This window comes from Pseudomonas sp. MBLB4136 (assembly GCF_051904765.1).
Lineage (GTDB): Bacteria > Pseudomonadota > Gammaproteobacteria > Pseudomonadales > Pseudomonadaceae > Aquipseudomonas.
This window is the reverse complement of record NZ_CP196713.1, coordinates 3,860,550-3,879,204: the sequence shown is the minus strand read 5'-3', so window position 1 is coordinate 3,879,204 and position 18,655 is coordinate 3,860,550. Positions and strand designations below refer to the sequence as shown.

Here is an 18,655-nt window from a genome sequence, read left to right as displayed (position 1 = left end):
CCAGCTCAGTGTTGACCCTGTCTGCTGATCCAGGTACGTCGGACGACGTGGGGCGAAGATACCTGTCTGCCTGGTCAGGATCAACCCCGACCGTCGCCTTGCTACAGGCGCCGCAGCTCGATGCGCCCGCGGCTGATGCCGGCGAGCCACTGCTGCAGTTCGTCGACGCGGGCCTCGGGCAGGGCCAGTTGCAGCTCGGCGCCGCTGGCGTCGAAGCGTTCCGCCTCCAGCAGCGCCTGCAGCTCGTCCAGGCGCGCCTTGAGCAGCGGCAATTCGGCGAAGGCGCAGTGGAATGCGACGCGGCTGCGCGCTACCAGCTCGGTGCGCTCGCCGCCCTGCAGGCACTTGCTGGCGCTGCCGCCGTAGGCGCGGGCCAGGCCGCCGGTGCCGAGCTGGATGCCGCCGTACCAGCGGATCACCAGCACCGCCACCTGGTCGCAGTCCTGGCCCTCGATGGCGGCGAGAATCGGCCGGCCGGCGGTGCCGCCCGGCTCGCCGTCGTCGTTGAAGCGGTACTGCTGGCCGACCTTCCAGGCCCAGCAGTTGTGCGTGGCGCTCGGGTCGCTGGCGCGCTCGACAAAGGCCTGGGCCTCGGCCGCGCTGGTCACCGGGGCGGCCAGGGCGAGGAAGCGGCTCTTGCGGATGTCCTCGCGGTATTCGCAAGGCGCGAGCAGGGTGAAGGCCATCAGTGCGGCGCGGGCGGGGTCAGGCCGCAGCCCTTGAGGATGATGCGCACCAGGTTGTCGCCGGCCTCGGCGAAGTCCTGCTTGGTCAGGCGCGAGCGGCCGGTGACGCGGCAGATCTGCGAGGCGAAGTCGGCGTAGTGCTGGGTGCTGCCCCACAGCAGGAAGATCAGGTGCACCGGGTCGACCGGGTCCATCTTGCCGGCAGCGATCCACGCCTCGAACACCGCGGCGCGGCCGCGAAACCAGGTGCGGTAGTCCTGATCGAAATAGGCCGACAGGCATTCGCCGCCGCTGATCACCTCCATGGCGAATATGCGCGAGGCCTTGGGGTAGCGGCGGGAGAAGTCCAGCTTGGCGCGGATATAGCGGTCCAGGGCCTCGGCCGGGTCGTCGTCGACGGTCAGGCTGTTGAAGGTGCTGTCCCACAGTTCGAGGATATTGCTCAGCACCGCCAGGTACAGCCCCAGCTTGTTGCTGAAGTAGTAGTGCAGGTTGGCCTTGGGCAGGCCGACGGTCTGGGCGATGGTGTTCATGCTGGTGCCCTTGAAGCCGTGCCGGGCGAACTCTTCCTCGGCGGCGGCAAGGATGGCCTCCTCGTTCTTCTGGCGGATGCGTCCGGCGGGCTTGTCGGCGGGATTGGCGCTGTGTGCGGGAACTGCGAGGGTCATAAGCGATACCGGAATGTTCAGAAAGCCAAGCCTGTGCACAGATAACCCAGAGTCGCCGCAGTGACAAGCGCAAGGGGCGCAAAAGCCGCGGCCGCCGCCGTCGAGGCCGACTAGGGGCGGGGCGGCTGCCGGCCGGCGCCCAGGTACCAGCCAAGCGCGGCCCACAGGGCGGCCAGAGCGGCGCCGACCAGGGCGACCAGCAGCACGCCCTGGGCCAGGCTGTCGAGCAACGCCTTGGCCCAGGCGCTGAGGGCGTCGCCGCCGCGGTAGACCACGGTGTCGATGAAGCTCTTGGCCTTGTACTGGCTGTGCGCGTCGAGCGGGGCGAAGAGCATCTCCCGCCCCGGGCGGACGAAGGCGTACTCGCCGACCCGGCGCACGATCATCAGGCTCGCCAGCATGGCGAAGGTCGGCGCCAGGGCCAGGCCGAGAAAGCCCAGGCAGACCAGCAGCGGCACCCCGGCGAGCAGCGCGCGCAGGCCAAGCCGCTGCGCCACCCGGCCGGTGACGAACAACTGCGCCAGCAAGGACAGCGCCTGCACGGCGAAATCGAGCAGGGCGAACACGCGCACCTGTTCGATCGGCTCTGGGAATGTCTGCTCGACCAGGCGCGCCTGCTCGAAGTAGAGGAAGGTGCTGGCGCTGGCCAGGAGGATGACGAAGGCGGCGATACCCAGCAGGTAGGGCGAACTCAGCACCTGGCCGATGCCGCTGAAGGGGTTGCCGGCTACCGGCTCGCGCGGGTTCTCGCTGGGCGGGGCGCCGGGGCGGCCGGCCCCCGCCACCGCGCGCCAGGCCATCAGGCGGCGCTTGGCGAGCAGGGCGACGGCCAGGAGCAGGGCGGCGCCGAGGATCAGCCCGGCCTGGCCAATGCTGCCGACTACCAGCGCGCCCAGCGCCGGGCCGCACAGGCCGCCGCTGCTGGCGCCGGCGGCGATGAAGGCGAACAGCCGGCGTGCCTGGGCGGCATCGAACACGTCGGCCATCAGGCTCCAGGCCACCGAGACCACGAACAGGTTGTAGACCGACAGCCACACGTAGAACAGTCGCGCCAGCCACACCGCGTCGCTGGCGCGGAACAGCGCGGCGAAGGCCAGCAGGTTGAGGATGAACAGACCGTAGACCCAGTCGACATAGCGCGCCCGGGGTACCCGCGAGTTGAGCCAGGCGAACAGCGGCACGGCCACCAGCATGAGCACGAAGGTGGCGCTGAACAGCCACTGCAGGTTCTCCACCCCACCGCGAATGCCCATGGCCTCGCGGATCGGCCTGAGCATGAAGTAGCCGCTGAACAGGCAGAACATCAGGACGAAACCGCTCAGTGCCGCGCGCAGCTCGACCGGTTCGGCGTTGATCGCCCGGGACAGGCGTTGCGCCGCGTTCATCGCGCCGGCCAGGGGCAACGGAGGCTCAGGCGAAGGCCTGGGCGATCCGCTCGCGCAGCGGCGCATCCGGCAGGCGGCCGTGGCCGGCCTTGAGGTTGTCGGCCATGTAGCGCGCCTTGGAGGTAGCCGGAATCGCCACGGTGACCGCCGGATGGGCGAGGATGAACTTGAGCAGCAGCTGGGCCCAGGAGTCGGCGTCGATCTCCTGTGCCCACTCCGGCAGCGGCCGGCCGCGCACCCGCTGGAACAGCTGGCCCCGCGCGAAGGGCCGGTTGATCAGGGTGGCGATGCCGTGGTCGGCGCAGTAGGGCAGCAGGCGCCGCTCGGCGTTGCGCTCGGCCACCGAGTAGTTGAACTGGACGAAGTCCAGCGGTTCTCTGGCCAGCACCGCCAGCAGGTCGTCGTGGGCGGCCTCGCGGTAGTGGGTGATGCCGATATAACGCACCCGGCCCTGGGCCTTCAGTTCACGCAACAGGGCCAGCTGGGTTGCGGTGTCCTGCAGGTTGTGCACCTGCATCAGGTCGATCCGCTCGCGCTGCAGCGCGCGCAGGCTGGCCTCGAACTGGGCCAGGCCGCGGCTACGACCGCTGGCGGAAACCTTGCTGGCGACAAAGGCCTTGCTCTGGCTGGCGCTGCGCTGCAGCAGCGCGCCGGTGACCGCCTCGGCGTTGCCGTAGCTGGGCGCGGTGTCGATCAGCCTGCCGCCGCCTGCGAGGAGGGTGTCCATCACCTGCATCAGGGGCGCGAGGCTGGCGTCGTCGAGGTCGACGTGGAAGGTGCGCGAGGTGCCCAGGCCGATCGCCGGCAGCAGTTCGCCACTGGCGGGAATCGGCCGCCGCAGCAGGCCGGCGGGCTCCAGGGCCAGGGCCAGGGCATCGCGGGGTAGCAGCGGCAGGGCGGCGGCGAGGCCGAGCAGGCTGGCGCCGCGCTGAATGACCTGACGACGGCTGGGCATGCTGTCCTCCGGAGCGCGGCCGACGGGGCTGAAAAACCGACGCGGGCGGTGCCGCGGGCGCTCGCTTCACCGTTCGAGCATAGTCCCGTGGATCAGGCCGCGCCGGATCAGTTGCCCGGATGCTCGCTCAGCACCTGGTCACCGCCCTGGCGGTCCAGCCCGATCACTTGGTAGGCGTCGCGGACGTTGCCGCGCTCCATGCCGGGCGAGCCGGTCGGCATGCCCGGCACGGCGGCGCCGAGCAGATCGGGACGCTGGCGCAGCTTGAGGATGTCGGCCGCCGGCACGTGGCCCTCGACGAACTGGCCGTCGATCACCCCGGTGTGGCAGGACGACAGGCGTGGCGGCACACCCAGGCGCTGCTTGAGCGCGCTCATGTCGGTCTCGACATGGTCGACGACGGTGAAGCCGTTGTCCTGCAGGTGACTGATCCAGGCCTTGCAGCAGCCGCAGTTGGGGTCGCGGTGGACATCGATGGTCAGCGGCTCGGCGGCCTGGGCCAGGCCGGCAAGCAGGGTGGTGAGCAGCAGCACTGGGCGCATCGCGGGAGCCTCTCCAAGGGTTCGGCAGCACAGGATAACCCCGGCGCCGCCAAGGCCCCAATCGCCGGCTGTTTCCGGATATGCCAGGCAGGGCCTATGCTGGCCGTTCACGGAACATGAGAAGGAAGCTGTCGATGCTATTGGCGCGGGTGGTACTGATCCTGCAGATACTGGCGCTGGGCGGCCTCGGCCTGGCCTATTTCATCCGCCCCCACGAGATGAGCAACCTCAGCGGCATGCTGTTACTGGCCCCCGCCGCAGCCACCGATGTGCGCGCCTACTATGGCGGCCTGCAGCTCGGCCTGGCGGCCTACCTGCTGCTGGCCCTGGCGCGCGTGGAACTGCTGCGCGGCGCCCTGACCCTGCTGGTGCTGCTGTACAGCGCCCTGGCCCTGGCGCGCATCGGCGGCCTGTGGCTGGACGGCGGCGCCCAGCAGACCTTCAACCTCTATGCCCTGCTGCTGGAAGTGGTCTCGGCCGGGCTGGCCTTCTGGGCGCTGCGCGGCCTGAACCGACTCTAGAACTTCAGCGCCGTTTCAGCAGCACGCCCGCTTCCATGTGGTGGGTGTAGGGGAACTGGTCGAACAGCGCGCTGCGCGTGACCTGGTGGGTGTCGCTGAGCTGGGCGATGTTGGCGGCCAGGGTCTCGGGGTTGCAGGAGATGTAGAGGATGCGCTCGAAGCGCCGGGTCAGCTCGCAGGTGTCCGGGTCCATGCCGGCGCGCGGCGGGTCGACGAACACGCTGCGGAAGTCGTAGCTCTTCAGGTCGACGGCGGCCAGGCGGCGGAACGGCCGCACCTCGTTGAGCGCCTCGGTCAGCTCCTCGGCGGACAGGCGCACCAGGGTCACGTTGTCGACGCCGTTGTCGGCCAGGTTGGCCAGGGCGGCGTTCACCGAACTCTTGCTGATCTCGGTGGCCAGCACCTTGCGCACCCGGCTGGCCAGGGGCAGGGTGAAGTTGCCGTTGCCGCAGTACAGCTCCAGCAGGTCGTCGTCGCGCTGGCCGAGCGCCTCGAAGGCCCAGCCGAGCATCTTCTGGCAGACCTCGCCGTTGGGCTGGGTGAAGGCGCCTTCGGGCTGGCGATAGCGGAAGCGCCGGCCGGCCACCTCGAGCTCTTCCTCGACGTAGTCCTTGCCGATGACCAGGCGCTTGCCGCGCGAGCGGCCGACCAGGCTGACCTGCAGGTCGGCCGCCAGTTTCTCGGCCTCGGCCTGCCAGGCCTCGTCCAGCGGCCGGTGGTAGCACAGGGTGATCAGGGCGTCGCCGGCCAGGGTGGTGAGGAACTCGACCTGGAACAGCTTGAAGCTCAGTACCTTGCTGGCCTGCCAGGCCGCCTTCAGGCGCGGCATCAGTGCATTGATCCGCGCGCTGGCGATGGGGAAGTCGTCGAGCAGGATCGGCGCGTGCTTGTCGCCGGCCTCGAACATGGCGTAGTGGCGATCCTCGCCCTCGCGCCACAGGCGGAACTCGGCGCGCAGGCGGTAATGCTCGCGGGGCGAGTCAAAGACCTCGGGCGCAGGCGCGTCGAACGGCGCCAGCAACTCGATCAGGCGCTGTTTCTTCTCGTCTAGCTGGGCGGCGTAGGTGGCGGGATCGAACTGGGGACGGCTCATGGACTACTCGACGGTGCTTGCGGCTGAAACGGACAGGAGCGGGACTGGCCCGCTCCTGGAGGACTGGCTGGGCGGTGTCAGGCGAAGAAGCCCAGCTTGATCACGAACAGCGCCGAGAGTATCACCAGCGCCGGGTTGAGGTCGCGCCGGCGGCCGGCCAGGACCTTGACCAGGGTCCAGGTGATGAAGCCGAAGGCGATGCCGTTGGCGATCGAGAAGGTCAGCGGCATGGCCAGGGCGGCGGCCGCCACCGGCGCGGCGACGGTCAGGTCGTCCCAGTCGATCTGCGCCAGGCTGCTCATCATCAGCACCGCGACGAACAGCAGCGCCGGCGCGGTGGCGTAGGCCGGCACGGCGCCGGCCAGGGGGGCGAAGAACAGGCTGAGGAGGAACAGCAGGGCGACCACGCAGGCGGTCAGGCCGGTGCGCCCGCCGGAGCTGATGCCGGCCGCCGATTCGATGTAGCTGGTGGTGGTGCTGGTGCCCAGGGCCGCGCCAGCCATGGTCGCGCTGCTATCGGCCAGCAGGGCGCGACCCAGGCGCGGCATCTTGCCGTCCTTGTCCAGCAGGTCGGCCTTCTGGGCCACGCCGACCAGGGTGCCGGAGGTGTCGAACAGGTCGACGAAGAGGAAGGCGAAGATCACGCTGAGCAGGCCGATATCCAGGGCACCCATGATGTCCAGTTGCAGCAGGGTCGGCATCACCGAGGGCGGCATGGACACCACGGCGTCGAGCTTCGACAGGCCGAGGACGATGGACAGGCCGGTGATCAGCAGGATGCCGATCATCACCGCGCCGGTGACCTTGCGATAGGCCAGGGCGGCGATGATGAAGAAGCCCAGGCAGGCCAGCAGCGGCCCGCCTGCGGTCATGTCGCCGAGGGTCACCAGGGTGGCCGGGTGGTCGATGACGATGCCGGCGTTCTTCAGGGCGATGATCGCCAGGAACAGGCCGATACCGGCGGCGATGCCGGCACGCAGGGCCAGGGGGATGCTGTTGATGATCCATTCGCGGATCTTGAAGATCGACAGCAGGAAGAAGATCACCCCGGAGAGGAACACCGCGCCGAGGGCCACCTGCCAGGTATGGCCCATGGTCAGCACCACGGTGTAGGTGAAGAAGGCGTTGAGGCCCATGCCCGGAGCCAGGGCGATCGGGTAGTTGGCCAGCAGGCCCATGATCGCCGAGCCGATGGCCGCGGCCAGGCAGGTGGCGACGAACACCGCGCCACGGTCCATGCCGGTCTCGGCGAGGATGCTGGGGTTGACGAAGAGGATGTAGGCCATGGTCAGGAAGGTGGTGAGACCGGCGAGGATCTCGGTGCGCACCGTGGTGTTGTGCGCTTTGAGGTGGAATAGGCGTTCCAGCATGGCGTCTCCCTGTGGCGCAGATGGCGCCGTTGATGTGCAGGCCGCAAGCAAAGCACATCCGCTGGCGGGTGCATGTTTTTACTGGCGATCCGAGAAAGGCGCGCATCATATCAGCTAGGCTTTAGCCGGTGAATTTGTGACCGGAAGGTCAGCTAATTTCCCTTTCCCGCCGAGGAGCAGAGCATGACCACACGCGCCGTAATCACCGTAGCCGATGGCGTCGAAGACCTCGAATGCGTGACCCTGATCGACGTGCTGCGCCGCGCCGAAATCGAGGTGGTAGTGGCCAGCATCGAGAACCGCCGGATGATCACCTGCGCCCGCGGCACGCGCCTGACCGCCGACGCCATGCTGGTCGACGTGCTGGCCCAGGAGTTCGACCTGATCGTGCTGCCCGGCGGCATGCCCGGCGCCCAGCGCCTGGGCGAGCACGAACCGCTGGCCGAGCGGGTGCGCCAGCAGGCCAAGGCCGGCAAGTTCTACGCCGCCATCTGCGCGGCGCCGGCCATGGCCCTGCAGCCTTTCGGCGTGCTCAAGCAGCGGCGCATGACCTGCTACCCGTCCTTCAGCGATCGCCTGTCCGGCTGCAGTTTCGTCGACGAGCCGGTGGTGGTCGACGGCAACTGCATCACCAGCCAGGGCCCCGGCACCGCCCTGACCTTCGCCCTGACCCTGGTGGAACAGCTGCGCGGTAAGGGCACCCGCCGCCAGGTGGCCGAGGCCATGCTGGTGGGCTAGGTCCGTGCGCGGGGCGGTTGGCGGCTCGGCTACGCGGCCGTGGTCCGCCTCAGCAGGCTGGACAGCTGGCTGTCGCGGCGCTCGATGAACTGCCACAGGCGCTGCGCGTAGTCCGCTGGCGCCGCCGCCTGCACCGAAGGCTGTCGGGCCAATGCCTGGCGCCAGCGTTCGACCTTGTTCAGGCCGGCGAAGGTGTCGAAGTCGGCGATGCGCTCGAATACCTGCCAGTAGCGGAAGACCGGGGCGAAGGCCGCATCCACCAGGGAGAAGCGCTCGCCGGCGAACCAGGGGCCCGCCTGCAACCTGTCCTCCAGTTGCTCGAAACGCCGGCGCAGGGCCTGGTGCCGGGCGTCCAGCTGGTCCGCGTCGGCGGCGTTGTAGAAGCGCGCGATGTCGTTGAGCACGGCCGAGGCGAACTCGATCCAGGCGCGGTGGCGGGCGCGCTCGAAGGCGTCGGCGGGGTGCAGGCGCGGGGCATAGATTTCGTCGAGGTACTCGGCGATCACCGCCGACTCGAACAGCACGCCGCGTTCGCTGCGCAGCAGCGGCACCTTGCCCAGCGGGGAGAGGGCGAGGAACCAGGCGGGCTTGTCGCTCAGGTCGACATCGCGGCGGCTGAAGGCCACGCCTTTTTCCGCCAGCACGATGGCCGCCCGTTGCACGTAGGGGCACAGCGGGTGGCTGACCAGTTCCAGTGAGGTGTTCATGGGGTAGCTCCTTCGGCTTTCAGGGCCAGCGGGCCGTCGCCGAGCAGGAAGTGGACCAGGGACATGGCGGCGAGGAACAGCGGGTATTCCCAGCCGCCGCCGGGGTTGCTGAAGACCCAGCCGTTGGGCGCATGGATCAGCAGCGCGCCGAGCAGGATCGGCAGCAGCGCCAGGGACACCCAGCGGCCATGGAACCCGAGCAGGATCAGCAGGCCGCCGAGGCTTTCCGCGAGGATCAGTGGCAGGGCCAGGGCCGCCGGCAGACCCTGGCTGGCCAGCCATTGAGCGAGCCCGGCGACGCCGAAGGTGAGCAGCTTGAGCAGCAGCCCATGGCTGACCCACATGGCGGCCAGGCTGGCGCGCAGCAGCAGGCGCGCGGCGGCGGGGTAACGGGGCAGTGCGAGGCTGGGCATGGGCACATCTCCTGTCAGTCGGCAGTAGCGCCTTGACCCCAGGCTATGCTTTGCAATTCGGCGGATAAATTCCCAATATCCGCACAACGCCTATGCGGATTTGCATCGATGGATTGGAGCGACCTCCAGTACTTCCTCGCCGTCGCCCAAGGCGGCTCGATCAGCCAGGCCGCCCGCGCCCTGCGGGTCAACCACAGCACCGTGCTGCGGCGGCTGCAGCGCCTGGAGCAGCGACTCGGTGTGGCGCTGTTCCAGCGCCTGCCTGGCGGCTATGAACTGACCGCGGCAGGCGAGGCGCTGGCCGCGCAGCTGGACGGGGTGGACGAGCAGATCGAACGGGCCGGGCGCCAGCTGCTGGGCCAGGATCTGCAGATTCGCGGCAGCATTCGCCTGACCTCCACCGACACCCTGTTCGCCAGCCTGCTGACCCCGCTGCTGGCGCAGTTTCGCCAGGCCCATCCGGGCGTGCAGCTGCAGCTGGTGACCAACAACAGCTTTCTCAGCCTGACCCAGCGCGAGGCCGACATGGCGGTGCGCGGCACCAACCAGCCGCCGGAGAACCTGCTCGGCCGTTGCGTCGGCCGTATCCAGACCGCGCTGTACGCCTCGCCCGCCTACCTGGCCGGTCGACCGGCGAACCTGCCGTTGAGCGAACACCAGTGGGTCGGCCCCGACGAGAGCCTGGCGCACCTGCGGCAGGCCGCCTGGCTGGCGGCGCGGGTGGCGGATGAGCAGGTGGTGGCGCGTAGCGACAGCCTGGTCGGCATGGTCGAGTGCGTGCGTCTGGGCATGGGCGTCGGCCTGCTGCTCTGTCCGCTGGCCGAGGCGCACACCGAGCTGGTGCGCCTGGCCGATGCCGACCCGGCGCTGGATACCCAGGTGTGGGTGCTGACCCATCCGGATCTGCGCGGAGTGGCGCGCATCCGCGCGCTCGGCGAGTTCCTCTACCAGCGGCTGAGCGCCGACCCGCGCCTGCAGCACTGAGCTATCAGCGCGGGTGCGCCGCCGCGCCGGCCTCCTCCGGTTCCTGCAGGCGGTCGCGCCGGGCCAGGCTCGGGAACAGCCTGATCCAGGCGCCGGTGACCAGCAGGGTGCCGACCCCGCCCAGCACCACCGCCGGCACGGTGCCGAACCAGTGGGCGGTGAGCCCGGACTCGAACTCGCCGAGCTGGTTGGAGGCGCCGATGAACAATCCGTTCACCGCGCTGACCCGGCCGCGCATGGCGTCCGGGGTGTGCAGCTGCACGAAGGCGCCGCGGATGACCATGCTGATCATGTCCGCCGCGCCGAGTATCACCAGCACCGCCAGGCTGAACCAGAAGGAGGTCGACAGGCCGAAGGCGATGGTGGCCACGCCGAACACCGCCACCGCGGTGAACATGGTCCGCCCGACGTTGCGCTCGAGGGGGAAGCGCGCCAGCCAGAACGACATCAGCAGCGCGCCCACCGCCGGCGCCGAACGCAGCAGGCCCAGGCCCCAGGGGCCGGTGAGCAGGATGTCCTTGGCGAACACCGGCAGCAGGGCGGTGGCGCCGCCGAGCAGCACGGCGCACAGGTCCAGGGAGATGGCGCCGAAGATGTCGCGGCGGCTGCGGATATAGCGGATGCCGGCCAGCAGCGACTCCAGCGAGGCGCGCTCCTTGCGCAGCGGCTCCTGGCGCGGCGGCAGGCTGAGCATCAGGGCGCAGGCCAGCCCATAGAGCAGGGCGGTCGGCGCGTACACCCACAGGCTGCCGAAGGCAAACAGGAAACCGCCGAGGGCCGGGGCGGCGATGGTCGCGGTCTGCATCGCCGAGGCCGAGGCGGCCACCGCCGCGGGGAACAGCGCCGCCGGCACCAGGCTGGGCAGCAGCGCCTGGGTCGCCGGCATCTCGAAGGCGCGGGTACTGCCGAGCAGGAAGGCGAGGGCGAAGATCAGCTCGCGGGTCACCTCGCCGCTGCTGCTGCCCAGCACCAGGGCCAGGGCGATCAGCGCCTGGCCGCCCTGGCACAGCGCGGCCACCTTGCGCCGGTCGTAGCGGTCGGCGACATGCCCGGTGTGCAGCATGAACAGCACCCGCGGGAGGAACTCGACCAGGCCCACCAGGCCCAGGTCGAGCACGTTGCCGGTCAGCTGGTACATATGCCAGCCGATGGCCACGGTGAGCATCTGGAAGCCGCTGGCGGTGCACACCCGCGCCAACCAGAAGGCGATGAACGGCCGCTGATGGCGAAGGAGCAACTTGCCGTGGACGGACATGGCGAGGTCTTTAGGTGGCTAACGAACGGTGCGCCAGCCTAGCATGAGCGGGCGGTCTTGCCAGCGGGCGGCGGCGACGGCGCGCCGCGCGACAAATAACCACAGCGGCCGCCACCGGGCCGGGGGGTACTCTTTGGGCAGTGCTTGATCCAGGTCAAAACCGGTTCCGCCACTCGCACGGGTCGTGCGCCGAATCACCTGACGGAGAATGCTCCATGCTTGGCCTCGAGGCGCTCGATCTCGCCCGCATCCAGTTCGCCTTCACCATCTCCTTCCACATCATCTTCCCGGCCATCACCATCGGCCTGGCCAGTTACCTGGCGGTGCTCGAAGGGCTGTGGCTGAAGACCCGCGAGGAGGTGTATCGCGACCTCTACCACTTCTGGTCGAAGATATTCGCCGTCAACTTCGGCATGGGCGTGGTCTCCGGCTTGGTCATGGCCTACCAGTTCGGCACCAACTGGAGCGCCTTCTCCGACTTCGCCGGGGCGGTTACCGGGCCGCTGCTGACCTACGAGGTGCTCACCGCGTTCTTCCTCGAGGCGGGTTTCCTCGGCGTCATGCTGTTCGGCTGGAACCGCGTCGGCCCCGGCCTGCACTTCTTCTCCACGGTCATGGTGGCGATCGGCACGCTGATCTCGACCTTCTGGATCCTCGCCTCCAACAGCTGGATGCACACCCCCCAGGGCTACGAGATCGTCGACGGCCGGGTGATTCCGGTGGACTGGCTGGCGGTGGTGTTCAACCCCTCGTTCCCCTATCGCCTGGCCCACATGGCCACCGCGGCCTTCCTCGCCACCGCCTTCTTCGTCGGCGCCTCGGCTGCCTGGCACCTGCTGCGCGGGCGCGACAACCCGGCGATCCGCAAGATGCTGTCGATGGCCATGTGGATGGCCCTGATCGTGGCGCCGATCCAGGCCATGATTGGCGACCTGCACGGCCTCAACACCCTCAAGTACCAGCCGGCCAAGATCGCCGCGATGGAGGGCCACTGGGACAACAGCAGCGGCGAGCCGACCCCGCTGATCCTGTTCGGCTGGCCGGACATGGAAGCCGAGCAGACCCGCTTCAAGATCGAGATTCCGGCCCTGGGCAGCCTGATCCTGACCCACAGCCTGGATAAGCAGGTGCCGGCGCTCAAGGAGTTCGCGCCCGAGGACAGGCCCAATTCGACCATCGTGTTCTGGACCTTCCGGGTGATGGTCGCCCTGGGCCTGCTGATGATCGCCACCGGCCTGTGGAGCCTGTGGTTGCGCCGCAGCGGCGGCCTGTTCCACAGCCGGCCGTTCCTGCACCTGGCGGTGTGGATGGGGCCCTCGGGGATCATCGCCATCCTCGCCGGCTGGTACACCACCGAGATCGGCCGCCAGCCCTGGATCATCCAGGGCCTGATGCGCACCGCCGACGCCTCCTCCGGCCATGGCCTGGCGCAGATGAGCCTGACCCTGGCGCTGTTCGTGGTGGTGTATTTCGCCCTGTTCGGCGTCGGCATCAGCTACATGCTGCGCCTGGTGCGCAAGGGCCCGGTCACCGGCGAGGGCGAGGAAGTGGCCCACGGCGGTCCCGGTCAGCAGCACACGCCGTCGCGGCCGCTGTCGGCGGCGGACGAGGGTTTGGATGACACGGAAACCGATCTGCCGGGCGGGAGGGCCTGAACATGGGTATCGATCTTTCGCTGATCTGGGCGGTGATCATCGCCTTCGGGGTGATGATGTACGTGGTCATGGACGGCTTCGACCTGGGGATAGGCATCCTCTTTCCCTTCGTCGCCAGCGAGGGCGAGCGCGATGTGATGATGAACACCGTGGCGCCGGTGTGGGACGGCAACGAGACCTGGCTGGTGCTCGGCGGCGCGGCGCTGTTCGGTGCCTTCCCGCTGGCCTATGCGGTGGTCTTGAGCGCCCTGTACCTGCCGCTGATCCTGATGCTGCTGGGGCTGATCTTCCGCGGCGTGGCCTTCGAATTCCGCTTCAAGGCCAAGGCGGCCAAGCGGCACATCTGGGACAAGGCCTTTATCGGCGGCTCGCTGACCGCGACCTTCTTCCAGGGCGTGGCGCTGGGCGCCTATATCGACGGCTTCGAGGTGGTGGACCGGGCCTATGCCGGCGGCGCCCTGGACTGGCTGACGCCGTTCTCGCTGTTCTGCGGCCTGGCGCTGATCGCCGCCTACGCCCTGCTCGGCTGCACCTGGCTGATCATGAAGACCGAGGGCCGCCTGCAGCAGCAGATGCACGACCTGGCGCGGCCGCTGGTGTTCGTCCTGCTGGCGGTGACCGGCATCGTCAGCCTGTGGACGCCCCTGGCCCACGCCGAGATCGCCGCACGCTGGTTCAGCCTGCCCAACCTCTTCTGGTTTATGCCGGTGCCCGTGTTGGTCGTCGTCTGCACCTGGGCGCTGCTGCGGGCGGTGGCGCGCAACGCCAACTACTCGCCGTTCCTGCTGACCCTGACGCTGATCTTCCTCGGCTACAGCGGCCTGGGCATCAGCCTGTGGCCGAACATCATCCCGCCGTCGGTGAGCATCTGGGACGCCGCCGCGCCGCCGCAGAGCCAGGGTTTCATCCTGGTCGGCGCGCTGTTCATCATCCCCTTCATCCTGATGTACACCGCCTGGAGCTACTACGTGTTCCGCGGCAAGGTGACCGAGGATCAGGGCTACCACTGAGGGCAGGGCAATGAGCGGAACGCAGGAGAAGAAACCGCTGTGGCAGCGCCTGGCCTGGCTGGTGCTGATCTGGGCCGCCAGCCTGCTGGCGCTCGGCGCCGTGGCCGGGCTGCTGCGCCTGTTCATGAGTGCTGCGGGGCTGGGCACGCCCTGAAGGCCATCGGCCCGATAGCGTAGGGGGCGCCGTGCGCACCAAGCGTCTATGGGGGCGCCTAGGTGCGCATGGCGCACCCTACGGGTCGGCGGCCCGTTGGTTTATTTGATCGCCTTGAGCACCACGAACTTGGGATTGGCCGCCACCTGCTCGACGCCGCGGAACAGGCGCTTGAGTTTGGCGTGGTAGCCCAGGTGGCGGTTGCCGACTATCCACAGCTCGCCGCCCTTGATCAGCGCCGCGCGGGCCTGCTGGAACATGCGCCAGGCGAGAAAATCCCCCACCACCTGCTGCTGGTGGAAGGGCGGGTTGCACAACACCAGGTCCAGGGAGTCCGCCTCCTGCTCGGCCAGGCCGTCGCCGGCGCGAATGGTCGCCGGCCGTTCGCCCAGGGCCGCGAGCCAGTTCTCAGTCGCCGACTGCACCGCCATATAGGACTCATCCACCAGGGTCAGCTCGGCCAGGGGGCTGGCCAGGGCATAGGCGATGCCGAGCACGCCGTTGCCGCAGCCGAGATCGGCCACCCGGATGCGACCCAGGTGCTTCGGCAGGTGCGGCAGGAAGGCGCGGGTGCCGATATCCAGGCCCTCGCGGCAGAACACATTGGCATGGTTGAGCAGCTCCAGCGGCGGTTGCTCGAGGCGGTAGCGGCTCGGGTAGGGTGACAGCGGCCTGGCCTTCTCCTGCGGGGTGGCCAGCAGCAGGCGGGCCTTCTTCACCGCCAGCGAGGCCTGTACCGGCCCGATGTATTGTTCCAGCAGGTCGCCGGCGGCCCGCGGCAGGTGCTTGACCATGGCCGCGGCGACCACCCGGGCGCCGGGCGCCAGCTGGCCGTGCAGGCGGATCAGCTGTTCCTCCAGCAGCGCCAGGGTCTTGGGCACGCGGATCAGCACCCAGTCGAACGGCCCCTGGGGCGTCTCGCTGGCCGGCACGAAGCTGACCGCATCGGCCGGCAGCTGGTTGCGCGCCAGGTTGACCGTCAGCCCCAGCTGCCCCAGGTAGGAATCGCCGCTGCTGGTCACCCGGGCGTGCCCGGCCAGGCTGGCGGCCAGGGCGCCGAAGCTGTCGTTGAGCAGCAGCACCCGGGCGTCGCCGGCCAGGCCCTGCTCGTGCAGGTGCTTGAGCAGGTATTCGTCGGCGGCGTCGAAGGCCTGCAAGGGCTCGTTGGCCTGGTCGGGCTGGCGGATCAGGTCGAGCTGGGCGAAGGGGCTGGTGAATAGGGGCATCGGTCACTCGGAGTTGCTGGATGACAAGGGCGGATCGTCGGCGCCGCGGCCGCCATTGTCGGCGCAAGCGCCGGAAAAGTCTCGAAACTGAGAAATGGTCCGGCAAAACCGCCCTTGTGCCTCGGCGACCTATGCCGAAGAATGCCGCCCCCGCCGACCAGGGCGGCTGCACGCGCTACCGCGAGCCCCCTGGCAGCGCGCCAATAATAATCGGGCCTCCGTGCACCAGGTGCGGATACGACCCGGTAGCCCATGACGATCCTGCGCCCGCGGGGCACAGCCGATCCGTCAGCTCACAATCAATCGAACCGATGGCACCCCTGCCGAGCGCGGGTGCCACGGGCTGCCATTGCATTAAGGAAAGTCGATGTTCAAACCCCTGCTGGCCCTGTTCTGTTCCACCCTGCTGCTGGCATCCCCGGCCGCGCTGGGGCAGGACCAGGCGCCGATCGTCATCAAGTTCTCCCATGTGGTCGCCGAGGACACGCCCAAGGGCCAGGGTGCGCTGCTGTTCAAGAAACTGGTGGAGGAGCGTCTGGCGGGGGAGGTGAGGGTCGAGGTGTACCCGAACTCGACGCTGTTCGGCGATGCCGACGAACTGGCGGCGCTGCGTGGCAACCAGGTGCAGATGCTGGCGCCCTCGCTGTCCAAGTTCGGCCAGTACACCCAGCAGTTGCAGGTGTTCGACCTGCCGTTCCTGTTCGACGACCTGGCGGCGGTCAAGCGTTTCCAGAAGCGCGACAAGGGCCGCGAGCTGCTGCGTTCGATGGCCCAGCACAACATCCACGGCCTGGCCTACTGGAACAACGGCATGAAGCAGCTGTCGGCCACGCGCCCGCTGCGCCTGCCGGCGGACGCCAAGGGCCTGGCCTTCCGCATCCAGCCCTCGGACGTGCTGGCGGCCCAGTTCGACCTGCTCGGCGCCCGGGCGCTCAAGCTGCCGTTCGCCGAGACCTTTGCGGCGCTGCAGAGCGGCGCCGTGCAAGGGGCGGAGAACCCCTGGTCGAACATCCGTAGCCAGCAGCTGGACAGCGTGCAGCCCTTCATCACCGAGACCGCCCATGGCTCATTGAATTACATGCTGGTGAGCAACTCGACGTTCTGGAACGGCATACCCTTTCGCACCCGCTCGGAGCTGGAGGCGATCATCGAGGAGGTCAGCCATGCGGTCGGCCGTTCGGCGGAACAGCTCAATCAGCGCGACCGGGCGCAGCTGCTCGCGGCCGGCAAGGCCGAACTGGTGCAGCTGAGCCCGGCCGAGACGGCCGCCTGGCGTCAGGCGATGGAGCCGCTGTGGCAGCGCTACGAGGCGCAGATCGGCGCCGATGTGCTGCGCGCGGCGCAGACCGTCAACCGCCGCTGAGCCGGGCAATGGCCGCAGTGTGCGAGGGTGTTTATCGCCCGCGCTTTGCGGGACACTGAAGTCACTGCGATGACCTGGAGTCGGCCAAATGACCGTCAGCGAGGAGAAGTTCACCCGCCAGATCCTGAGCGATGTGCACGTATGGTCGCCGAGCCTGTTCAGCCTGCGCTGCTCGCGCGATCCGGGGTTCCGCTTTCGCGCCGGGCAGTTCGCCCGCCTCGGCGTGCAGAAGGCCGACGGTTCGCTGGTCTGGCGCGCCTACTCGATGGTCTCGGCGCCCCACGACGAGTTCCTCGAGTTCTTCTCCATCGTCGTGCCGGGCGGCGAGTTCACCTCGGAGTTGAGCCGCCTGAAGGCCGGTGACCGCCTGCTGGTGGACAAGCAGGCCTTCGGCTTCCTCACCCTCGACCGCTTCGCCGATGGCCGCGATCTCTGGCTGCTGGCCAGCGGCACCGGCCTGGCGCCGTTTCTCTCGCTGCTGCAGGACTTCGAGGCCTGGCAGCGTTTCGAGCGCATCATCCTGGTCTACAGCGCCCGCACCGCCAGCGAGCTGGCCTACCAGGAGTTGATCCGGGGCATCGGCCAGCTGGAGCACCTGGCCGAGTACGCAGACCGGCTGACCTACCTGCCGCTGGTCACCCGCGAGCAGGCGCCAGGCTGTTTGCATGCGCGCATCACCACCCTGCTGGAAAGCGGCGAACTGGAGCGGGCCGCCGGCGTCGAGCTGAGTCCCGAACATTCCCGGCTGATGCTCTGCGGCAACCCGCAGATGATCGACGACACCCGCGCCCTCCTGAAACAGCGCGGCCTGCACCTGAGCCTGACCCGTCGACCGGGCCAGGTGGCGGTGGAGAACTACTGGTAGGCCTTGCTGAGCAGGGCGGCCGGCGGCGGGCTACTTCTGCTGGGCCTTGAGCAGGTCGCGGATCTCGCTCAGCAGCTGCTGATCCGGGGTCGGCGCCTTGGGCTTCTCCGGCGCGGCTTCTTCCTCGCGCTTGAGCCTGTTCAGCATCCTGATGGCCATGAAGATGGCGAAGGCGATGATGGTGAAGTCGAACAGCGTCTGCAGGAACTTGCCGTAGTTCAGGGTGACGGCCGTCACATCGCCCTGCGCGGCCTTGAGCACGATGGCCAGGTCGGTGAAGTCCACCCCGCCGATCAACAGGCCCAGTGGCGGCATGACCAGGTCGGCGACGAAGGACGAGACGATCTTGCTGAACGCGGCGCCGATGATGATGCCCACCGCCATGTCGACCACATTGCCCTTGATGGCAAAACTCTTGAACTCGCCGAGAACGCTCATGCCCATGCCCACCCTCTGTATGTGATGGCCTGAGTGTAGCCAGCCGCGACGGCCTTGCCGGCTCGGCGTCAATCGGCGCAGGGGCGCTCGGCGCGCGACTCGCAACCGGGCTTGGCAAACAGGTGGACGTGGAACCGCTCCACCCCATCTCGCGCAGGGCGGCCAGCTCGCCGGGAGTCTCTAGAGTGGCCGCGCAAGCGCTGCCTTCGCCGCTGAGCTAGGCTGATGGTAAAGCCAACCCCCAACCCCACCGGAGGATGCCGCCATGCCATTGCAAACTCATCCGCTCAGCCGTGAGTTCCCGCAGTTCGAAAGCCAGATGCGCGCCTTGCTCCAGGCTGATGGACATTTCGCCCGGCTGGTCCGGGAGTATGAGGAGCTGGACAAGCGCATCTACGAAATAGAAGACGGTCGGGTGGCCATGGACGAGATGGAGCTGCTGGGCCTGAAGATGCAGCGTGTCAGCTTGAAAGACGAAGTCGCGTCGATGCTGAGTAACGGTGCCGGCAGCTGATTGGCGGCGCGCAGGCTGGGGTGCTGGCCTGGCGCGTCGACCCTTGGATAGACCCTCTTCTCCATTCGAGGTATCCCTCCTCCGAAGCAGGCCTGTCCCGGCCTACATGCGTT

The 18,655-nt window shown here is 68.6% G+C and carries 21 protein-coding genes; 9 read left to right on the top strand and 12 right to left on the bottom strand.

All coding sequences use genetic code 11. The features are described from left to right. Positions 1 to 101 precede the first annotated feature (101 nt). The 5 genes from ACSX1D_RS17665 to ACSX1D_RS17645 form a co-directional block, all read right to left on the bottom strand. Positions 102 to 686 carry an IMPACT family protein gene (locus ACSX1D_RS17665; RefSeq protein WP_439859745.1) on the bottom strand — a complete coding sequence of 195 codons (585 nt, stop codon included), beginning with the start codon at positions 684 to 686 and terminating at the stop codon, positions 102 to 104. Then, positions 686 to 1,354 carry a TetR/AcrR family transcriptional regulator gene (locus ACSX1D_RS17660; RefSeq protein WP_439859744.1) on the bottom strand — a complete coding sequence of 223 codons (669 nt, stop codon included), beginning with the start codon at positions 1,352 to 1,354 and terminating at the stop codon, positions 686 to 688. Before ACSX1D_RS17660 ends, ACSX1D_RS17665 begins: the two co-directional genes overlap by 1 nt. Positions 1,355 to 1,464: 110 nt before the next feature. Continuing rightward, a complete protein-coding gene (locus ACSX1D_RS17655; protein ID WP_439862359.1) occupies positions 1,465 to 2,739 on the bottom strand; it encodes an NTP/NDP exchange transporter in 1,275 nt (424 codons plus the stop codon). Positions 2,740 to 2,764: 25 nt separating this feature from the next. After that, positions 2,765 to 3,694: an aldo/keto reductase gene (locus ACSX1D_RS17650; RefSeq protein ID WP_439859743.1), complete on the bottom strand. Its 930-nt coding sequence runs from the start codon at positions 3,692 to 3,694 to the stop codon at positions 2,765 to 2,767. 107 nt (positions 3,695 to 3,801) lie between these two features. Continuing rightward, a complete protein-coding gene (locus ACSX1D_RS17645) occupies positions 3,802 to 4,236 on the bottom strand; it encodes a DUF411 domain-containing protein (protein ID WP_439859742.1) in 435 nt (144 codons plus the stop codon). A gap of 134 nt (positions 4,237 to 4,370) precedes the next feature. Between ACSX1D_RS17645 and ACSX1D_RS17640 the strand changes: the two genes are divergently transcribed. Continuing rightward, positions 4,371 to 4,757, top strand: coding sequence for a DUF4345 family protein (locus tag ACSX1D_RS17640; protein ID WP_439859741.1), 387 nt, complete (start codon positions 4,371 to 4,373; stop codon positions 4,755 to 4,757). A gap of 4 nt (positions 4,758 to 4,761) precedes the next feature. On the opposite strand, the gene trmA is transcribed toward ACSX1D_RS17640, so the two are convergent. Continuing rightward, the gene (gene trmA, locus ACSX1D_RS17635) at positions 4,762 to 5,850 is read right to left on the bottom strand and encodes a tRNA (uridine(54)-C5)-methyltransferase TrmA (RefSeq protein ID WP_439859740.1); all 1,089 of its coding nucleotides are present in this window, start codon (positions 5,848 to 5,850) and stop codon (positions 4,762 to 4,764) included. Positions 5,851 to 5,927: 77 nt separating this feature from the next. Continuing rightward, complete coding sequence (locus ACSX1D_RS17630; RefSeq protein ID WP_439859739.1) at positions 5,928 to 7,220, bottom strand: NCS2 family permease; 1,293 nt, start codon at positions 7,218 to 7,220, stop codon at positions 5,928 to 5,930. 183 nt (positions 7,221 to 7,403) lie between these two features. Between ACSX1D_RS17630 and ACSX1D_RS17625 the strand changes: the two genes are divergently transcribed. After that, entirely contained in the window at positions 7,404 to 7,958 is a 555-nt protein-coding gene (locus tag ACSX1D_RS17625; RefSeq protein ID WP_439859738.1) for a DJ-1 family glyoxalase III, read from the top strand. Positions 7,959 to 7,987: 29 nt separating this feature from the next. Here the strand turns inward: ACSX1D_RS17625 and ACSX1D_RS17620 are convergent, their stop codons facing one another. Then, positions 7,988 to 8,665 carry a glutathione S-transferase family protein gene (locus tag ACSX1D_RS17620; RefSeq protein ID WP_439859737.1) on the bottom strand — a complete coding sequence of 226 codons (678 nt, stop codon included), beginning with the start codon at positions 8,663 to 8,665 and terminating at the stop codon, positions 7,988 to 7,990. After that, positions 8,662 to 9,078, bottom strand: coding sequence for a DoxX family membrane protein (locus ACSX1D_RS17615; protein ID WP_439859736.1), 417 nt, complete (start codon positions 9,076 to 9,078; stop codon positions 8,662 to 8,664). The genes ACSX1D_RS17620 and ACSX1D_RS17615 overlap by 4 nt, the downstream gene beginning before the upstream one ends. Positions 9,079 to 9,186: 108 nt before the next feature. On the opposite strand from ACSX1D_RS17615, the gene ACSX1D_RS17610 reads away from it, so the two are divergent. After that, entirely contained in the window at positions 9,187 to 10,062 is an 876-nt protein-coding gene (locus ACSX1D_RS17610; RefSeq protein ID WP_439859735.1) for a LysR family transcriptional regulator, read from the top strand. Between the two features lie 4 nt (positions 10,063 to 10,066). Here the strand turns inward: ACSX1D_RS17610 and ACSX1D_RS17605 are convergent, their stop codons facing one another. Next, positions 10,067 to 11,317 (bottom strand): MFS transporter, encoded by a 1,251-nt coding sequence (locus tag ACSX1D_RS17605; RefSeq protein ID WP_439859734.1) that lies wholly within the window; start codon positions 11,315 to 11,317, stop codon positions 10,067 to 10,069. A 215-nt stretch (positions 11,318 to 11,532) separates the two neighbouring features. Here ACSX1D_RS17605 and ACSX1D_RS17600 point away from each other — a divergent pair, with 215 nt between their 5' ends. From ACSX1D_RS17600 to ACSX1D_RS17590, 3 genes are read left to right on the top strand one after another with little or no spacing between them, the layout of a single operon-like run. Continuing rightward, complete coding sequence (locus ACSX1D_RS17600; protein ID WP_439859733.1) at positions 11,533 to 12,972, top strand: cytochrome ubiquinol oxidase subunit I; 1,440 nt, start codon at positions 11,533 to 11,535, stop codon at positions 12,970 to 12,972. A 2-nt stretch (positions 12,973 to 12,974) separates the two neighbouring features. Continuing rightward, positions 12,975 to 13,982 carry a cytochrome d ubiquinol oxidase subunit II gene (gene cydB, locus ACSX1D_RS17595; RefSeq protein WP_439859732.1) on the top strand — a complete coding sequence of 336 codons (1,008 nt, stop codon included), beginning with the start codon at positions 12,975 to 12,977 and terminating at the stop codon, positions 13,980 to 13,982. 10 nt (positions 13,983 to 13,992) lie between these two features. Further along, entirely contained in the window at positions 13,993 to 14,136 is a 144-nt protein-coding gene (locus ACSX1D_RS17590; RefSeq protein WP_439859731.1) for a DUF2474 domain-containing protein, read from the top strand. A 101-nt stretch (positions 14,137 to 14,237) separates the two neighbouring features. On the opposite strand, the gene ACSX1D_RS17585 is transcribed toward ACSX1D_RS17590, so the two are convergent. Next, positions 14,238 to 15,362 (bottom strand): methyltransferase, encoded by a 1,125-nt coding sequence (locus ACSX1D_RS17585; protein ID WP_439859730.1) that lies wholly within the window; start codon positions 15,360 to 15,362, stop codon positions 14,238 to 14,240. 367 nt (positions 15,363 to 15,729) lie between these two features. On the opposite strand from ACSX1D_RS17585, the gene ACSX1D_RS17580 reads away from it, so the two are divergent. Both ACSX1D_RS17580 and ACSX1D_RS17575 read left to right on the top strand, forming a co-directional pair. Next, positions 15,730 to 16,725: a TRAP transporter substrate-binding protein gene (locus ACSX1D_RS17580; RefSeq protein ID WP_439859729.1), complete on the top strand. Its 996-nt coding sequence runs from the start codon at positions 15,730 to 15,732 to the stop codon at positions 16,723 to 16,725. A gap of 88 nt (positions 16,726 to 16,813) precedes the next feature. Then, positions 16,814 to 17,590 (top strand): ferredoxin--NADP reductase, encoded by a 777-nt coding sequence (locus ACSX1D_RS17575; protein ID WP_439859728.1) that lies wholly within the window; start codon positions 16,814 to 16,816, stop codon positions 17,588 to 17,590. Between the two features lie 30 nt (positions 17,591 to 17,620). Here the strand turns inward: ACSX1D_RS17575 and mscL are convergent, their stop codons facing one another. Continuing rightward, positions 17,621 to 18,028: a large-conductance mechanosensitive channel protein MscL gene (gene mscL / locus ACSX1D_RS17570; RefSeq protein WP_439862358.1), complete on the bottom strand. Its 408-nt coding sequence runs from the start codon at positions 18,026 to 18,028 to the stop codon at positions 17,621 to 17,623. 265 nt (positions 18,029 to 18,293) lie between these two features. On the opposite strand from mscL, the gene ACSX1D_RS17565 reads away from it, so the two are divergent. Beyond that, complete coding sequence (locus ACSX1D_RS17565; protein ID WP_439859727.1) at positions 18,294 to 18,542, top strand: YdcH family protein; 249 nt, start codon at positions 18,294 to 18,296, stop codon at positions 18,540 to 18,542. Positions 18,543 to 18,655 lie beyond the last annotated feature (113 nt).

What these genes read in the sequence shown, in the direction of transcription:
- ACSX1D_RS17665 (WP_439859745.1), bottom strand. Translation starts at nt 686, where the DNA reads ATGGCCTTCACCCTGCTCGCGCCTTGCGAATACCGCGAGGACATCCGC.
- ACSX1D_RS17660 (WP_439859744.1), bottom strand. Translation starts at nt 1,354, where the DNA reads ATGACCCTCGCAGTTCCCGCACACAGCGCCAATCCCGCCGACAAGCCC.
- ACSX1D_RS17655 (WP_439862359.1), bottom strand. Translation starts at nt 2,739, where the DNA reads ATGAACGCGGCGCAACGCCTGTCCCGGGCGATCAACGCCGAACCGGTC.
- ACSX1D_RS17650 (WP_439859743.1), bottom strand. Translation starts at nt 3,694, where the DNA reads ATGCCCAGCCGTCGTCAGGTCATTCAGCGCGGCGCCAGCCTGCTCGGC.
- ACSX1D_RS17645 (WP_439859742.1), bottom strand. Translation starts at nt 4,236, where the DNA reads ATGCGCCCAGTGCTGCTGCTCACCACCCTGCTTGCCGGCCTGGCCCAG.
- ACSX1D_RS17640 (WP_439859741.1), top strand. Translation starts at nt 4,371, where the DNA reads ATGCTATTGGCGCGGGTGGTACTGATCCTGCAGATACTGGCGCTGGGC.
- trmA (WP_439859740.1), bottom strand. Translation starts at nt 5,850, where the DNA reads ATGAGCCGTCCCCAGTTCGATCCCGCCACCTACGCCGCCCAGCTAGAC.
- ACSX1D_RS17630 (WP_439859739.1), bottom strand. Translation starts at nt 7,220, where the DNA reads ATGCTGGAACGCCTATTCCACCTCAAAGCGCACAACACCACGGTGCGC.
- ACSX1D_RS17625 (WP_439859738.1), top strand. Translation starts at nt 7,404, where the DNA reads ATGACCACACGCGCCGTAATCACCGTAGCCGATGGCGTCGAAGACCTC.
- ACSX1D_RS17620 (WP_439859737.1), bottom strand. Translation starts at nt 8,665, where the DNA reads ATGAACACCTCACTGGAACTGGTCAGCCACCCGCTGTGCCCCTACGTG.
- ACSX1D_RS17615 (WP_439859736.1), bottom strand. Translation starts at nt 9,078, where the DNA reads ATGCCCAGCCTCGCACTGCCCCGTTACCCCGCCGCCGCGCGCCTGCTG.
- ACSX1D_RS17610 (WP_439859735.1), top strand. Translation starts at nt 9,187, where the DNA reads ATGGATTGGAGCGACCTCCAGTACTTCCTCGCCGTCGCCCAAGGCGGC.
- ACSX1D_RS17605 (WP_439859734.1), bottom strand. Translation starts at nt 11,317, where the DNA reads ATGTCCGTCCACGGCAAGTTGCTCCTTCGCCATCAGCGGCCGTTCATC.
- ACSX1D_RS17600 (WP_439859733.1), top strand. Translation starts at nt 11,533, where the DNA reads ATGCTTGGCCTCGAGGCGCTCGATCTCGCCCGCATCCAGTTCGCCTTC.
- cydB (WP_439859732.1), top strand. Translation starts at nt 12,975, where the DNA reads ATGGGTATCGATCTTTCGCTGATCTGGGCGGTGATCATCGCCTTCGGG.
- ACSX1D_RS17590 (WP_439859731.1), top strand. Translation starts at nt 13,993, where the DNA reads ATGAGCGGAACGCAGGAGAAGAAACCGCTGTGGCAGCGCCTGGCCTGG.
- ACSX1D_RS17585 (WP_439859730.1), bottom strand. Translation starts at nt 15,362, where the DNA reads ATGCCCCTATTCACCAGCCCCTTCGCCCAGCTCGACCTGATCCGCCAG.
- ACSX1D_RS17580 (WP_439859729.1), top strand. Translation starts at nt 15,730, where the DNA reads ATGTTCAAACCCCTGCTGGCCCTGTTCTGTTCCACCCTGCTGCTGGCA.
- ACSX1D_RS17575 (WP_439859728.1), top strand. Translation starts at nt 16,814, where the DNA reads ATGACCGTCAGCGAGGAGAAGTTCACCCGCCAGATCCTGAGCGATGTG.
- mscL (WP_439862358.1), bottom strand. Translation starts at nt 18,028, where the DNA reads ATGAGCGTTCTCGGCGAGTTCAAGAGTTTTGCCATCAAGGGCAATGTG.
- ACSX1D_RS17565 (WP_439859727.1), top strand. Translation starts at nt 18,294, where the DNA reads ATGCCATTGCAAACTCATCCGCTCAGCCGTGAGTTCCCGCAGTTCGAA.